This is a genomic window from Winogradskyella rapida, assembly GCF_042675845.1.
GTDB lineage: Bacteria > Bacteroidota > Bacteroidia > Flavobacteriales > Flavobacteriaceae > Winogradskyella > Winogradskyella rapida.
In genome coordinates, this window is record NZ_JBHTKM010000001.1 from 168,030 (window position 1) to 183,347 (window position 15,318).

Annotated in this window: 13 protein-coding genes; all 13 read right to left on the reverse strand. The window is 33.4% G+C overall.

Annotated elements, in window-relative coordinates; translation table 11 throughout:
• Position 1: 1 nt before the first annotated feature.
• Positions 2 to 937 carry a hypothetical protein gene (locus tag ACFQ13_RS00740; RefSeq protein ID WP_386113181.1) on the reverse strand — a complete coding sequence of 312 codons (936 nt, stop codon included), beginning with the start codon at positions 935 to 937 and terminating at the stop codon, positions 2 to 4.
• A 10-nt stretch (positions 938 to 947) separates the two neighbouring features.
• Entirely contained in the window at positions 948 to 2,480 is a 1,533-nt protein-coding gene (locus ACFQ13_RS00745; protein WP_386113182.1) for a hypothetical protein, read from the reverse strand.
• Positions 2,481 to 3,507: 1,027 nt separating this feature from the next.
• Positions 3,508 to 4,173, reverse strand: coding sequence for a DNA-binding response regulator (locus ACFQ13_RS00750; protein WP_386113183.1), 666 nt, complete (start codon positions 4,171 to 4,173; stop codon positions 3,508 to 3,510).
• A 1-nt stretch (position 4,174) separates the two neighbouring features.
• Complete coding sequence (locus ACFQ13_RS00755) at positions 4,175 to 5,785, reverse strand: tetratricopeptide repeat-containing sensor histidine kinase (RefSeq protein WP_386113184.1); 1,611 nt, start codon at positions 5,783 to 5,785, stop codon at positions 4,175 to 4,177.
• A gap of 410 nt (positions 5,786 to 6,195) precedes the next feature.
• Positions 6,196 to 8,004, reverse strand: a complete 1,809-nt coding sequence (locus ACFQ13_RS00760) for a cytochrome-c peroxidase (protein ID WP_386113185.1) — start codon at positions 8,002 to 8,004, stop codon at positions 6,196 to 6,198.
• Between the two features lie 12 nt (positions 8,005 to 8,016).
• Positions 8,017 to 9,537, reverse strand: coding sequence for an alkaline phosphatase PhoX (locus tag ACFQ13_RS00765; protein WP_386113186.1), 1,521 nt, complete (start codon positions 9,535 to 9,537; stop codon positions 8,017 to 8,019).
• 336 nt (positions 9,538 to 9,873) lie between these two features.
• Positions 9,874 to 10,257 (reverse strand): VOC family protein, encoded by a 384-nt coding sequence (locus ACFQ13_RS00770; RefSeq protein WP_386113187.1) that lies wholly within the window; start codon positions 10,255 to 10,257, stop codon positions 9,874 to 9,876.
• Positions 10,258 to 10,269: 12 nt separating this feature from the next.
• Positions 10,270 to 11,319: a nuclease-related domain-containing protein gene (locus ACFQ13_RS00775; protein WP_386113188.1), complete on the reverse strand. Its 1,050-nt coding sequence runs from the start codon at positions 11,317 to 11,319 to the stop codon at positions 10,270 to 10,272.
• 94 nt (positions 11,320 to 11,413) lie between these two features.
• Positions 11,414 to 12,145, reverse strand: coding sequence for a phospholipase D family protein (locus tag ACFQ13_RS00780; RefSeq protein WP_386113189.1), 732 nt, complete (start codon positions 12,143 to 12,145; stop codon positions 11,414 to 11,416).
• Positions 12,146 to 12,381: 236 nt separating this feature from the next.
• The gene (locus ACFQ13_RS00785) at positions 12,382 to 13,353 is read right to left on the reverse strand and encodes a TolB family protein (protein WP_386113190.1); all 972 of its coding nucleotides are present in this window, start codon (positions 13,351 to 13,353) and stop codon (positions 12,382 to 12,384) included.
• A 143-nt stretch (positions 13,354 to 13,496) separates the two neighbouring features.
• Positions 13,497 to 14,069 carry a nuclear transport factor 2 family protein gene (locus tag ACFQ13_RS00790; protein WP_386113191.1) on the reverse strand — a complete coding sequence of 191 codons (573 nt, stop codon included), beginning with the start codon at positions 14,067 to 14,069 and terminating at the stop codon, positions 13,497 to 13,499.
• A 130-nt stretch (positions 14,070 to 14,199) separates the two neighbouring features.
• Positions 14,200 to 15,027: an RHS repeat domain-containing protein gene (locus ACFQ13_RS00795; protein WP_386113192.1), complete on the reverse strand. Its 828-nt coding sequence runs from the start codon at positions 15,025 to 15,027 to the stop codon at positions 14,200 to 14,202.
• 32 nt (positions 15,028 to 15,059) lie between these two features.
• The gene (locus ACFQ13_RS00800) at positions 15,060 to 15,218 is read right to left on the reverse strand and encodes a hypothetical protein (RefSeq protein WP_386113193.1); all 159 of its coding nucleotides are present in this window, start codon (positions 15,216 to 15,218) and stop codon (positions 15,060 to 15,062) included.
• Positions 15,219 to 15,318 lie beyond the last annotated feature (100 nt).

Consider the following 15,318-nt stretch of genomic DNA (forward strand, 5'->3'; position numbering starts at 1 on the left):
TTTATTCGCCTACACTTACCTCAATCTGTGCAGCTTGAATCATCTTTCCGTTAAAATTTACTTGTGGTTTTATTATTCTTGTAATTACTCTTTTTCCTGTTTCAATTTCTTCACTTGGAATAAAATTGGCTGTAACATTAAGACCATCTTTATATTCTTGCCCTATCATTTCTACAATTTCATAACCACTTGCCAAGTAATTTTCTTTAATACTTTTTACAGCACGTACCAATTGTTTTAACCCTTTCGTTTTTGGATCCATTCTATAATGGTTGGTTTCCATAGCCGTTAATCTATCTGCTACTTTTAAGACCAATGAATGGTCATTGTCATTTGCTTGAGAAGTAATTGCTTGGTCAACTTTAAATACATCTAATTGCTTTGTTAAAACTTCAACCAGTTTTGTATCCAATTTCACGCTTTCTTCTTCTAGAGAAGCTTTGGTGTTCTTGATTTGCGTTTCAACATCTATTTTGCTTGATTGGATGCGTTTGCCTAACAACCAATAGACCAAACCGCCTAATAAAAGCGTTGCCAAAGTGCCGATAATCCAATACAGACGATTTTTATCTAAACTATTTCCTAAATCGGATATTTTTGAATTATTTGAAACAACAATTTTATCTGTCTCTTTAATTTTTGTTTTTAACTGTTCATTGATAGAAGCCAATTCCGCTTTGCTTTTATCAATAAGAGTATTTAAACTATCAACTAATTCTTCTTTCTTATCAATAATTTTTTGATTCAAATTCTTTTTAACAATGCGATATGTTCTATATTCTTTATTTAGTTCTGAATACAACTTTTGAATATCGGCTTGTTGCTGATTGACTTGGATTTGTAAATTATTTACTGTTTCACCTAATTTCGAATCTGTTTGCTGTGCAAAAAGGTTTGAAACTGTTACGAGAATAATTATAAGTAGTGTTTTTTTCATTATATAGTATTTAAGAACATCCTTTAGCAAAAATTATAAATAGAATTATTGCACCAACAATATAAACCCATGGCGCACAACCCTCATTGTCCGTTGAAGGACTAGGTGTATGAATCGGTCCTCTAGGCGATTTACTTTGCTTTTTTATACTTTGAAGTTGATGGTGAATATTAGTTATTGTAGATTTATTCTCAATATACCTAAGTTTAGTTTGACTATTCATATCTAAAGAATTCATTACTGAAATTACTGAAACAGCATTCGAAACAATATTTGGCAACAGTAATAACTTTGCTCTATTATACTCGATTCCACTTTGCGCTTCATTAACTACTTCTATCACCATACCGAGAGCATTACTCACAACTGCACTACTTATGTTCAGATAAAATTCATCATTTGATCCTAAAATATTTCTTATATTTTGTAATCTACTTTTACATGTATTAACTAATGATTTTGCATTAGCTATAGTGTCACTTGCATTTTGAAATGATTTTAATTTGTTTGTGATAAATGCTAAATCTTCTTTAATTGGCGCTGTTTCAGCCCATTCCTCAATGCCTTCTGTATTTTGTTTTATTCTATCTTTTGCTTGACTACCAACTGCGATTGATTTTGCATATTTTAATAGTCTTAAGCCTTCTTCACTTGTGTCTTTTGTGTCCTGCCATGCTTTAAAATAATCAATTCCGCATTGCATTATTTCATTAGCCAATTGGTCGGCAATCATCTTGTATTTTAAATCATGAGCTCCAAGTATAGATTTTAAAAGAGATAAGTCATCTTTACAATTAACATATAGTCTTAAACCAAATTCATAAGCTTCTCCATTGTTATTTTTTCGTTTCTTTTTACAACTCTCAATTTGTCTTTCGATTTTATGTAAAGGTTCTTCTGTAAACCTTTTTGAAAGATACTTTTGAGTAGTTCCATTGCATCCGCTGAACAATTGCAATGTTTCCGAACTTGAATATTGTTTTTTGAATTGCGTCAGCAATTCATCTATCAATTTTTCAGATTGTTTTTGTTTGTGAATTGTATAAGTTTCATCTGCAACAGAATGCACAAAGCTTTCAAAGTAGTCTGATTCAATGAGTTTGATTTTAGCTTCAATTCCTCTTTTAATATCTGATTTGTCCCTGCTTAAAAGTTTGTACGTACCTAAATTGTTGAATGCAGAGAAGTTTTTAGAGTTAACATCCTTGTTGGCTGTTACTTTTCCCCAAATTTCAAGTGCTTTTTCTTCATCACCATTTTTTAGATATTCGATTGCAGTATTGTCAAATGGGCTGGTATTTAAGAACCAAAATAGAGCATAATTAACTTTGTCTTGGCTTTGCTCAACATTTGAAAATGCTTTATTTACAGAATCTTCTGTTCGATTAATACTTCTAAGAATTTGAAAGTCAAAGTCTGATTTGATTTCTTTTCCAACCTTTGTGTAGGCCTTGATTTTCCCTTTTTGCTTTTCAAGTTCTTTTGCAGTTGCGTTCGAAAGAACACCTGCAATTCTGTAAGGATTATTTTGGATTAACTCCATATTTTTCGGTTGTGTTATAGTGCCTAAAACTACTTTTAATTAGATTTACTTCATTACGGTTTTCCGTAACTCCTATCTGCATTGATATAAAAACCCATTAAATTTCATAATTATTTAAGTATCACACGTAAAATGGATGATCTAAACAACTTTTAGTTTAAAATATCAGGTATTGTATTGATAGAGGCCATAAAATCAGTATTTGTAGATAGTTTTTGTTTCAGTTAGCTTTGGGTTCATAAATATATGATCTCAAAACTAGCATAGAAACGGACAAAACCTGTCCGTTATAAATTACTTTTAAGTTATAAATCTTATTATATATATTTGAAATACATTAAAACGTATAAGAAGTATAAAATTATTTGTATAGATCTGCGAATTGCCTACACTTTGTAAAAAAGCAATAAACAAAAGGTTTTAAAGCAGTTAAACCTTGTTAACTCAATATAATTACCATTAAATTATTGGATTTATAGTTATACAAAGCTTCAAGATTTTAATAAAGTCAAAACCATTGAACTAACTTTATCTTATAATGAGTTACGACTGGGATTTTGGTCAGACTCATTAAACAAAGCATAAATAGTATTCTTAATAACGTTTATCAGATTATTATTTAGCTCCGAACAATGTAAAAAATGGCGTTATTTTTTTGATTTCAAATAAAATTGATAAAACATATAGGCTCCATTTATTCTAATGACTCGAACTAAATTCTTTAAGTCATCAACATCAATAAACTAAAACCCCACAAACAAAAAAAGTGCACATTAAACATGTGCACTTAAGCTATTCCCCTTATTAATTTACAGTATAACTAATATACCTTTCAAAGATAACAAGGAGATCTTGATGTTATTTACGGAAAACCATAATGCCGCTTAAAAAACCTCAAAAAAATCTAAAACGTAAAAAAGGCAACTATTTCTAGTTGCCTTAAATCACTGTTAATGCTATAATACAAAATCCCCTACAACCCCATATTATTAACAGTGTATATTTCTTTTAGCTTACAACAGCATCACTATATCAAACCCAAATCTTTAACAAGAGCGACCAGATGTATGGCATTATTTGCCTTAAATTGATCTTTAAGTTTATTCAATTTCTTTTCTATGGTGCTTAAGCTATTAGGACTTATCCCATTAAGTTTAAAATTCTGACTAATCTCATCTTGCGACAAGCCTTGTGATAGTAATTTTAGCAATTGTATATCATAATCATAGATCTCTAAGTCGTTTTTCTGCTCTATTGCTTGTGCCACTTGTGGGGATAGATAGCGCTGTTTTTGAGCTACAGTTTTAATGGCTTCCTCTAATTGAACGGATCCTTTTCTATCCTTACACACATAAGCATTGACATGATGCTGATTAACCAATTGTCTTACTTTCTGTAATTGATCTTTCATAGAATACACAATAATTGGCAATTGAAAAAAGTCTTTTCGTAAGGCTGCAATTAATTCTTCACCCGACTCAAAATTGGCATTTCTATGGTCTTTTTTAAAGGACAAATCGGTTATAACCAAATCGTAATCTACATCATCTAAGGCCGCACGTTTTACTTTTAAAAAGGCATCATCACAATACTGAACCACATCGGTAGTTTTCACCTTGCAATCTGCTAAAACCTGCTGAACACTTTTGCTTATCGCATCGTGATCATCCACAATTAAAACCTTCTTAAACATCCTATATCACAATTTTTGTTTTAAACCCTTTGTTTGGTTCTGTTTCAAAAGTAATTGTTCCATTTAAGGATTCAATACGGTTTTCCACATTCTGTAAACCATTACTTTTATTTAAGTCACTTCCTACCCCATTATCAGAATACGTAATAATGGTTTTCTTCCCCTCTTTGGTAAATGTTAACACCGCTATGGAAGCCTGACTGTGCTTTTTCATATTAATCAGCAATTCTTGCAACACTTTATACACCGTTGTTCTTTTCATTTTTGAAAAGGTCTCCCAGGCAATATCAGATCGTCCTTTATCTAAAACACGCACTGAAGTATCGCTAAAACTTAATACTAAATCTTTTATCGTATCCGCAAAAATCCCTTCGCCTTCAATAAAACTATATTCTTTTGAAATGTCTCTCGTTTTACTATAAATGTCTTGCAACTCATCAATAAGATGCTCATTGGATAAGGCTTCACTTTCTAATTTCGTCATAAATTGAAAAACATCATTAGCCACCTCATCGTGTATTTGTTTCGATATTCTAGACTCAGCATCATACACCTGCTGTAGCTTTTCCTTTTTATGTTTCGATTTTAAAATGAAATAAATCAGTATCGCTATTAAGGCGATTGAGGCAGCAACGATACTTGCAATGATGGACCTGGTGCGTTGTTGCTCTTCTTTTAATTGACTTTCTAAAGCTTTTCTTTTGAATTCAGCATTATCATACTTCATAAAAGCATCTCTACTGGCACGCTCCTTATCGGCATTAGTAAGACTGTCGTTTAACTTTTTATAGGTCTTAGCGTAAGTATCGGAACTCAACATAGTAAGCATCCCCAAGGCATCGTGTATATAAATGGGCGAATTAATATGCGTTGCAAACTCCTGAGCTTTTAAAGCATGATGCGACGCTTTGTCTAAGCGGTCTACATCATAAAAATAATGGGCTAAATGCGAATGACTTGTATAAAGGGATAAGGTGTCTCTAGCCATATCTCTAAGGTCTAATGCTGAAGTCATTAAGGGCAAATCCTTCTCTCTATTATTTAAAAGTGAATAGATAAATCCTAAATTATCTTTAATACGTGCAATGCTAAGCTTATCTTTTATTCGAGGAATAATAGCATAAGCTTTTAGCAACTGAGTTTTAGCATTTTCATAATCTTCATCTCTTTTATAGATGTTAGAAATGTTATTATAAACAATAGCACTGTCTCTTGCATTTGTTGTAATTTCTAAAACCCGATCATAGAGTTCAAGGGCTTTAGCGTTATTTCGTTGCTCGTAATATAAAATTCCAAGAAGCGTGTATACACTTTTTCTAAGTTGGGTATAATAAGGAGATTCTGAACTGTTATCTAAAATTTTTATCGCTTCTAAGGCATGGTTTTCACTTGCCTCGTAAGCCCCTTTTTTATAATTAAGACTCGATAAATAGTATAAATCATTAAGAATAAGGAATTTACTATTTTCCTTTTGGGCTTTACTATAATGTGCTGTATAAAATTGAAACGCCTTATCTAAGTCATTAGGACTTTGTGGATTTAAAGCAATTTGGGAATAATACTTTAAACTGTCTGTTTTTATTTGTCCATAAGCAAAATGCAAAGTTTGCATAACTATTACACCGTAGAGAATGCAAAAAAGGTAAGGTCTTTTTTTGATAACGTTCATAGAACTAAATTAATATCTTTATTTGTTTTGACTGCAATTTAGTGCCTTGAATCATGATATAATTTTCCTTGAAATTTTAGAGACCTTGCATTTTTAAAAAATTCTGAACGTTATCTCTATCCTATAACCAAACCTCCTTCAAAATTTAAGGAGCTACAAACTTAAGCCGTGCACCTTTATTCCTTTCCCACTTCATTTAGCACTAGTTCTGTTTGTCTTCCAAATAAATAAAACGCTCGCTTTTGTTTATTCCTAATTATTTAGCCTTCAAAAAAACAAAAACGCTTCATATCACCAGTATAAGATGATATGAAGCGATAAGTTCTTCTGTATAAAACCGACTTACTGCAGACTCATTCCTCTACAAAATCAGCATCGGTTAGGGTTTTAATAAAAGCAACTAGACTTGCTTGTTCCGCTTTAGTTAAATTTAAGGCATCAAAAGGTAGGGTTTGAAATTCTTCATGAATGCCGATTCCTTGACCTCCGCCACGATTGTAAAAATCGACCACCTCCTCTAAGCTAGTATACACGCCATTATGCATGTAAGGTCCGGTGACCTCACTATTTCTAACCGTAGGAGTTTTAAAAAAGTGCTTTCGCTGATCGGTTTTAAAAACATTATAACGTCCTAGATCGTCACTAATTATTGCGTTAAGGGTATCCTTAGTTTCGGGTACACCAAGGAGTTCTACTTCGGTATCATTATAATGCGGCGGAACCGTACCATTAAATAACGGTGGAAAGTGACAAGTTGCACAGGCTGCCTTTCCCATAAACAAATTAAAGCCTTGCTTTTCTACAGCCGTTAAAGACGTTTCAACTCCTTCTATATTTCTATCGAATTTAGAGTTGAAAGCATTTAAACTCCGCACATAACTTGCAATGGCATGCCGGATATTAAACTCCACACGCTTATTCCCATAGAGACTATCGATCGCCATTTTGTAGGCCTCATGCTTTAAAACACGGTTCACAATAGAATCCATAGGTAAATTAAATTCATTATGATTTTCAGCAACACCTACAACCTGCCCCTCTAAACTTCCGGCACGGCCGTCCATAAAAAAGGATTGCTGATATGCGCTGTAGGTCAGTGTTGGTGAATTTCTAACCTGTCTGGCATCAAAAGTCTTTCTACCATCTGTAAACGCCTTTTCTTCTATATGGCAACTTGCACAAGCCATATCCTTATTTCTAGATAACCGTTCGTCCTTAAATAGGGCTTTCCCAAATGCTTCTTTTTGTTTTAGGTGAAGCGTATCGCTTTTATAGTCTGAAAAATACAGCACATTTAGTGTATTGGAACCAAAGAAAGAAGTCGCGGTGTTAGAAACAGCCATTTCAAACGGGAAATTAACCTGCCAATCGTCCTGAGTCTTGACCAATAATTTTAATTGCGGATCGGTGTAATTTTTAATAAAACTGAAACGATCAAAAGTATCAAAATCGGCATTTAGAGCTGTAATTCCGTTTTTAAAGGACGCGCTTAAATCGTCATAAATTTCAACCGTACTAAACTTATCTTTACATAGTTCTAGTAAGGTGATAAGGGTTTGCGTGGTATATTGACTTTCTGTTAAAGCTTGCCCTAAAACAGGAGAATCGAATCCTGTAATTCCCGTTGCTGCTGTTCTTAAAATTTGATCTCTAATTAACCAAATAAGATGATAATCTTTCAACTGAATGTGCGTATTGCCTTGCAACAATTTTAAACGATCAGAAGTTACAGTGATGGCATTCTGTAATACCTCAGCATCGCCTTCGTCTTCATGCAACAACTCTTCAACAACCTGAAAACCAAATGGATTTCTAATTTTTACATCGGTTAAGTCCTCTTCCTGAACTTGTAAGATGTTTGGCGCATTTAAGGACTTAAAATTATTCTTATCTATAGCCGCCAAAATAGGCTCCATGGCTTTAAAATGTTGGCGTGCTTGTTTATAGTAAGCAATGCGTTCCGCTGTATTTTCAGAGGTTGAAATGGAATCTAAAAATGCAATACATTGTTCTAGTTCCGTATGGTAAAAGGAAGCGATTTTTTTATTGGTGGTAGCTTCCGTTACAGGTTCTAACTGCTTTTTACAGGATACTGTAATGAAAAGCAAAAGACATATACAAAATGTATATGCCTTAGCTTTCATAAATAGGTTCTTATTCATGATGTTAGCGTCTTATCGTTCTAAACCTTTAATGAGGTAAAGCATTGAACCTTCCTTAGCATTTGCTAAGTTAGAATTCGCTAATGGATCTGTAAAAGATGTTCCATCAGCAGGTTCCCATCCGTGGTTTTGTGTCATCACTAAGAACGTATTCTCTCCATTGTTTACCACATCTGTTACATCAATCATTCCGGTGATTTCCCAAGTTCTTGATGTAGAACCGTAGCCTAAACTTTCTGCTCTCGCTTGGTCTGCTTCTAAAACGGTTTTTAATTCCCCTGTATTTAAGTTGTATTGGTAAAGCTTAGCATAACCATTGACTGAAGTCTCTAAATAACCGTTAGGATCTTCTTGAATATAGGCATAGTTTTCAGTCACTAAAATGTTATCTGGAGAATGGAAGCCATCGGCTACACCACCAACAATATCTCCATCTAATACACAAGTAATGGTTGCAGGACCTGTTGGATCCGTTTCATTTAAGCTTACTTTATAAACACGACCTAAGGCTGATCCTTTTCCTGTTAAACTTGGAGAAATACGTCCTGTTACACAGAAATAGATTTCTCTTTGGTTGGCTGCAGAACCTCTTCTCCAGTCGATATCCTCTAATCTAGAGAATCCCATAACACCTTTAGCTTTCGCTTCTGCGTCTAAAGCATTAATTTCTGTTTCATCTAACTGTACAAATTCAGCACTGTAAGACATCCCTTCTTGCATATCCATTTCAAAATCGATATCTGCCGCAGTTACTTTTAAACCGTATAACTGACCTCCATTTAAGTCCCCACGGTTTCCAACATACATCCCTAATTGTCCAGAAGGTACTGAGTTGTCTGAATGATCATCACCAATAAACACCACCGTTTTATCTGGGTAAGCGTCTTTCCCAATAGGAACTGCATTCTCTGTAGACCATTGCCCTAAAGCAGGTAAGGTTTCTCCTGTGCTTGCATCATCAGCACTTTTAGTAGGATCGGTAGCAAACACGCCTTTAGAAGCGCCACCCCATTCGCCACCAGAAAGGTATAAAGGTCCAAAACCATGTTCTTCAGGGGTCACTAAAGTTCCAGAACACATTGCAGTTTCAGCCGTTGCTGAAGCATTTAAAATGTACTCACCGCTATAAGGTCTTAGGTTTTCGTTCAACAAGATTCTAGCAATCGAGTAATCGGCTTCAATATTATTGATTAAGGTAAATGTATTATCGCCATTATTTATTAACCCAGCACCATCGGCCATAGATCCATAAATAAAGTTAGGCGTATTAGGAATGATATCTTCTGAAGTTAAAAGTGTTGAAATTCTAAGGTTGATAAACTGATCGGTAACCTTTAAGAAGCTAGGCGTTTTTGAAGCCATTAAGTAGTTAGAAATATCGTCACCATCTTCGCCGTCAAGACCATCTTCACCGTCGATGCCGTCTACACCATCGATGCCGTCTTTTCCATCTTCAACTTCACAACTTACAACAAGGGCACTTGTTGAGGTAACAATAAATGCTAATAAAAATAGCTTAATAATTTTGTTCATAATTTAAGGTTTTTTTAGTGGTTATAATGTGTCCACAAATCTACCTTCAGCCTTTTATAAACATGTTAATTCAGAAAAATCGTATGATTAAATTAATGCAAATTTAGCGTTAACTGTATTACTTCAATATTACTAAGTCTTGTTGTTTTTAGGGTTAATGTTATGAGAAAATTAAGGGCTTGGGTTACAGGCTTAGGATTTGCTAATATTTTCGAGAGGTGCCATTCTACTTATCATAACCTCTAACCTTCTTTTATTTACCTCCTTGACTTTTAACTCCTAACCCACTTTCTTTAATGATAAAGTATCATCTATAAATCAATAACTAGAGAGCTCTTACACATCATCATTAATCTCTACCCAATAGCCATCGGGATCTTGAAAATACACTTGTTGAATACCGTCTTGGCGGATGTAATCTTTCTTTACGGTGCCTAACCAATCTGAATAGTCTATATTCAGTGCTTTTAAATGTTCTATAAACTGGCCGAGATCTGCTGTAGATAAGGCAAAATGCACGGCTTTATTAACTCTAATTTCAAAATCTGGGCGTGGAATAAGATGCAGTTGCTTGCCATCACCTAGCGACAACCATCGTGTTTTTGAGTTGGAAGCGGTATTCTCAATTTCTTTAAGTTGAAGCACCTTTTGATAAAACGCTACCGATTGATTAACCTCTGTTACCGAAAGCGCAACATGATTGAATGTGAAGCTAGACATTGTTCGTTTTAATTAAATTAATTTATTTGCTATTCTGTGTAATTGCGCCGCTGTAAGTACAGGCTCAAAATAACTGAGATAAGTATTCAATTCCTTTAAAAGCTTAATTTTTACATACTTAAACTCACCTTTAGGCTTATTGTTAATCATAACAATAAGATTTCTAATTGGAATCTGTTGTTCTCCCCAATGATGCCCTTTTAGGCTTAATTTTTCAGAAAAATATACAAATAAAGCATAATTTGCTCTTTCAATTTGTTCAATCGGGGACCTTAAACTTAACGAATCCACAGATGATCTACTCCAATTTTTAGTTTCAATAATAAATATTCCAGCTTTAGATAATAAAAGATGATCTATTTGTATAGAATGAATTCTTTGATTGTATTTTTTATAAAAAATTGGATCAGAAAATTTTAAATTAAAATCATTAATTAAAACATAGTCATCAGATAATTTCTTTATTTCCTTAACAACTAAATTTTCACCAATAGCTCCAGAAATTAGGTTTTTAGCCCCTTCAACAACTTGACGTATATATTCTAATTCTTCGAGCTTAGATTGAGCTCTTTCTTCGACAAATTTTATTTTATCCGTCTCAAATTTCTCTATAAACGCCTCACTAGCTTGAATCTGTATAGAGATATCATTTACGGAAAACTGTATAAGTTTCGATTTATTCTTTTTAAAGTATTCAACTTTATTCTTTAGAAAATAAAGCTGAATACTTGAAATTATTTTTTTTATAAGATTTTGATTCTTTTGATTTATTATAACGCTAATTTTACACTGTAAGTCACGGATTCTTGAATCTATTCTTATTTCCTCTGACTCACTTATCTCATTTTTTCTTTCCACATTTCGTTGAAGAGTATTACAAGTCTCAAAATATTCTTCCTCTAGCATTTTAGCGGCATTCTGAATAGTCTCTTCTTTTTCTGAGTTATAATTTGATAAGAAAGTCTGGATTTCTTTAACAGAACTAAACCTAGAAATTTGTTTATCTCTTAATTCAGATTTTAAAGATTTCAGTGATTCTATTGTTCCGTGTATAATTGCCATTTAAGTATTTTAAAAATTACAGCTCATTCTTTAAATATAATTAATTGCCTTTGCTATACTCAACATAACAACTAAAACACTAAAGTCAATTATTTTAATCCGCTATGTGTTTAGCGATATCCTCTGGCCAGACCACGAACTGACCATATTGACCATTTTTTTCAACTCCACCTGTCTCTTTTCCGCGTTTAGTTGTTATCCAATCATCCTCTTTTTTATACATCAATTTATTATCCGTAAACCATTTATTTACTCTACGGCTACTCAATCCTGTTATTTTTGACAATTCTTTCGTTGTAAGCAATCTTGACTTTGAATAATCCTTGCTTTCTCGAACTTGCTTGATAGTGCTTTCTGTTCTCTTTTCTATTTCTTTATCAACTTTCTTTACCGAAATACGAATTTCTTCACTAATAGTTAATAATCTTTGTACTTCAATATAGATATCATTATATAAATCAGGGTCTTTTTCCTTTGTCACATGGATTCCCATTTCATCATTATTCTGCTGAGAAAAAGAATATAAATTCATAGAAGTTACGATCGCTTCATTTTCGTTCAAATAACATTTTGCATGAAGAGAGTTACAAAGACTAGTTCTGATTCCAATTTGACTTTCAAGCCAATTACTTTCTTCTACTTGTAATTTATTCTCACGATAAATAATTCGAATGTCTTTTTTTTGAATGTTTAGATTCTCCATATGGTCTTTAACACGCTTATGAAATTGAAGATACGGACTAATTAAAATTAACCGATCAGTTGTGTTCTTTATAAGTTCCTCTAAATGATATGAAACACCTGTTGTGTTTAAAAATTTTGCCATTGTCTAGTTAGTTTGTAGGTTTTGATAATTTGGATTCAACGTACATAAATATGATTGTTTACGTTGATTAAGCGACTAAATTAACAAATACTAACTGAATAAAAAATCTTAAAGGATTTTTATAAATTCACTAAAATATGATTACATTTAATTTTCTCTCAATAATTATTTTCTTGCTTTTTTTCAACTTTCTCAAATTAATAATTACAATTAAACGTTTTCAAAACTAAAACCACTCACTCCAAGCTATCAAAGGCGACTTTAAAAATATTTCCAAATCCATTTAAGGGATGGTTGGCTTGTTGTTTTAAAACCTCAACACTTTCTATTTTATCGTCTTGCAATGTGGCTCTCTCGCTTGTAAAGTAGAAATTACCTGAGGTCCAATCTACAAATGGGCAATAGTCTAACTTATCGGAATTAATGACTTCTCCTAAATTCTTAGCTGCTGTCCACTGTCCCTTTTTATCTTTTCGGCTTATATATAGGTCACCGCCCCCAAAACCATCGGATCGGCCAAATGAACTAAAAATAATGATGTTCTCGTCTGGATTTACGTAGGCATTGAATTCGAATGTTGTAGAATTAATCTCCGCAGGTAAAGGCTCAGGAGATTTGAAGGTTCCATCTACAAATTCGGCCCTAAAAATATCTTCTTTCCCCACCCCATTTCCTCGTGTGGCTGTGAAAAATAAATTCCCATCTCGACTTAAAGACGGAAAAAATTCGTCTCCTTTGGTGTTGATTATAGAATCTAAAGCTACGGGATCCGACCAACGGTCCTCTACCCGATCGCTATACCAAATATTGTAATCGTTTCTTGTAGTATCGTTATAAATAGGTCGGTTTGATGCAAAATACAATCGATCTCCATCATGACTGTAAAAGGGTTCTATGTCTTGATATTGTCCTGAGATGTTTAAAATTTCAGCATTTTGCCACTGTCCCTTTTTTTTCTTCCTTACTACCAAACATCTTTTAGTCTGTTTATAGTTCCCCAAGGTATAGACCAGCTCATTCTGCTGTGGATTTATAGCTAAATCCCTTTCATATAATGGAGTGGAGATGGCATGCGCTGCAAATAATGATAAATCTTCTGCTGTTGTTTCAATATCAATAATCGCTTCTTGTGTTTGATGGCTTTGCGATTTACATCCCCATAGCGTAAGGCCGATTAGAATTGCAATTTTATATTTGAAATGTTTCAATGTATAGAGTTTAAATTTACTATTAGGTTCATGAACCTCTAAGAGAAATGTTTTTCAGAAAGAACATCGCGTGAATCTACAACGAAAATACGCATCGCTAGACAACGATTAACACTAAGACCATGCCCCACTTTGTGCTGCTCTTATTCTTGATCTGCTTTGTATTGTTCTAAGACTTTTCTTAAATGAATTCCGAAATCTTTATCTAGTGCCGCTCCGCTATAGGTCAGGTTATGTTTTTCACAGTAGGCCACAAATTCCTGATACTTTTTACCATTGAATTTTGTGACTTCAGCATAGCCCTTTAAGGTGTCTATCTTCTGCCCCAATATTTTTCCATCTTTAAAACTGTAGACCACTTTAAATTTTCGAAATTTTCTCTGCAATGCTACATCCAAAAAATTGCTGTTTTCTTCAATGGTCGTTACTTGGTCTTCGTCTGATACGATGTGTAGTAATTTTATATGAGACTCTAGTTCTTTACCCCATAAAATCAAAGCAGTCAACTGGTTCTTGTTCTCTATTTCTACACTGCCATCACTAAATATTTCACTATAATTTTCATCTACTAAAGCCTTTACCGCATCTAGATTATAGTTATTCCTAGCTTCAATATAAGTCTCAACAAGATCTTGATGTTTTGAAGTTTGAATATTCCGTGAAGCCCCGTTCATCAGAATAAAAAAACATGGTACTAGGAATACTTTGAGCCTCATTTTTTTCATGTTTGAGTTAAATGAATTATTTATAAAAATAGTAATACTCAATTAAAGTATGAATTATAGTGATGAGATTTCCTCATATTAAGCCTCACATTAAGCTTGCACTTAGTGTGCAACCTATTTTTTATTCATCATATTCTATTAGTCTTTCATAAACCATATTCAGTTTTCCCTGCGAACTTCGTTTATTTGTTATCCAATTGCCATACGCATCATACACGCGTTCAAATGATGTTAGACGCTTTAATTTGCCTTCCTTATCATAGGATTTTTCAAGGATTAAATTATTCATTGTATCATATTCGTAAACCTTTTTTATATAATTGCCGTCAGGATTGAATTTGATGAGTGTATCTTCATTTCCATTCTGATCATAAGTGTAAACACGGGTATCTCTTAAACTGCCATCAGATTTGTATCTCAATTCTTTGATTTTTTTATTATCGGAATTGTATTCGTATACATTGCTCTCACTAATATTAATACTTGGATTTTTTACTCTAATCTCCGTATTATTTCCGTTTTCATCGTAGGTGTTGAACTGAATTTTGGTGAGGTTATTTTCTGCATCGTAGGCTTTGGCTTCAATCATATTTCCGTTAGAATCGTACTCATATGTCCAATAGCTTAGTAGGTCACCTGTGGCATTTTTCATCATAGCCTTTTGAACGTTTCCCTTTTCATCCCTGACGTAAATCGTTTTTTTGTAGCTATCCCCCTTGGCATGGCACTTACCAATTTCTAAGGGTGCTTCATTTTTATCATATACGGTGTAAGAACAAAGTTCGGAGGCAAAAAGCTCATCTCGACTTCTTAATTCTCCATTTTCAACGCTGTATATGACTTCTTTAACCAATTTTAATTTTGGTTTAAAATTGTTATTGCTTGATTGCGCTATAAGGTTAGCGCCTGGAAAAAAAATCAGAATTTGGAGTATCAATAAGTATTTCATAAGTTGACCTATATGTTGCACAACTACGGTATTTAATTTTTAGGATCAATAAGAATCACCCCATTAATGGCTCTAATTCCATAAATTCTGTAACCAATAACGCGCTCCATTAAGGATATTTTATCAATATTTAATCCATTAATATGATCTACTATTTCTTCACCACGCAGCGGCTTACCCGAAACCACCAAAAGCGGATTGTTGTTGATCTGGCCTTCTTTTGAAGCTTTTTCAATAAATTCAAGAATCGCCTTATTAGTAATTTCCTCGTAAAATTTAGGACTTAACAGC

Coding starts and splice junctions, on each gene's coding strand:
- ACFQ13_RS00740 (WP_386113181.1), bottom strand. CDS start 937: ATGAAAAAAACACTACTTATAATTATTCTCGTAACAGTTTCAAACCTT.
- ACFQ13_RS00745 (WP_386113182.1), bottom strand. CDS start 2,480: ATGGAGTTAATCCAAAATAATCCTTACAGAATTGCAGGTGTTCTTTCG.
- ACFQ13_RS00750 (WP_386113183.1), bottom strand. CDS start 4,173: ATGTTTAAGAAGGTTTTAATTGTGGATGATCACGATGCGATAAGCAAA.
- ACFQ13_RS00755 (WP_386113184.1), bottom strand. CDS start 5,785: ATGCAAACTTTGCATTTTGCTTATGGACAAATAAAAACAGACAGTTTA.
- ACFQ13_RS00760 (WP_386113185.1), bottom strand. CDS start 8,004: ATGAATAAGAACCTATTTATGAAAGCTAAGGCATATACATTTTGTATA.
- ACFQ13_RS00765 (WP_386113186.1), bottom strand. CDS start 9,537: ATGAACAAAATTATTAAGCTATTTTTATTAGCATTTATTGTTACCTCA.
- ACFQ13_RS00770 (WP_386113187.1), bottom strand. CDS start 10,257: ATGTCTAGCTTCACATTCAATCATGTTGCGCTTTCGGTAACAGAGGTT.
- ACFQ13_RS00775 (WP_386113188.1), bottom strand. CDS start 11,319: ATGGCAATTATACACGGAACAATAGAATCACTGAAATCTTTAAAATCT.
- ACFQ13_RS00780 (WP_386113189.1), bottom strand. CDS start 12,145: ATGGCAAAATTTTTAAACACAACAGGTGTTTCATATCATTTAGAGGAA.
- ACFQ13_RS00790 (WP_386113191.1), bottom strand. CDS start 14,069: ATGAGGCTCAAAGTATTCCTAGTACCATGTTTTTTTATTCTGATGAAC.
- ACFQ13_RS00795 (WP_386113192.1), bottom strand. CDS start 15,027: ATGAAATACTTATTGATACTCCAAATTCTGATTTTTTTTCCAGGCGCT.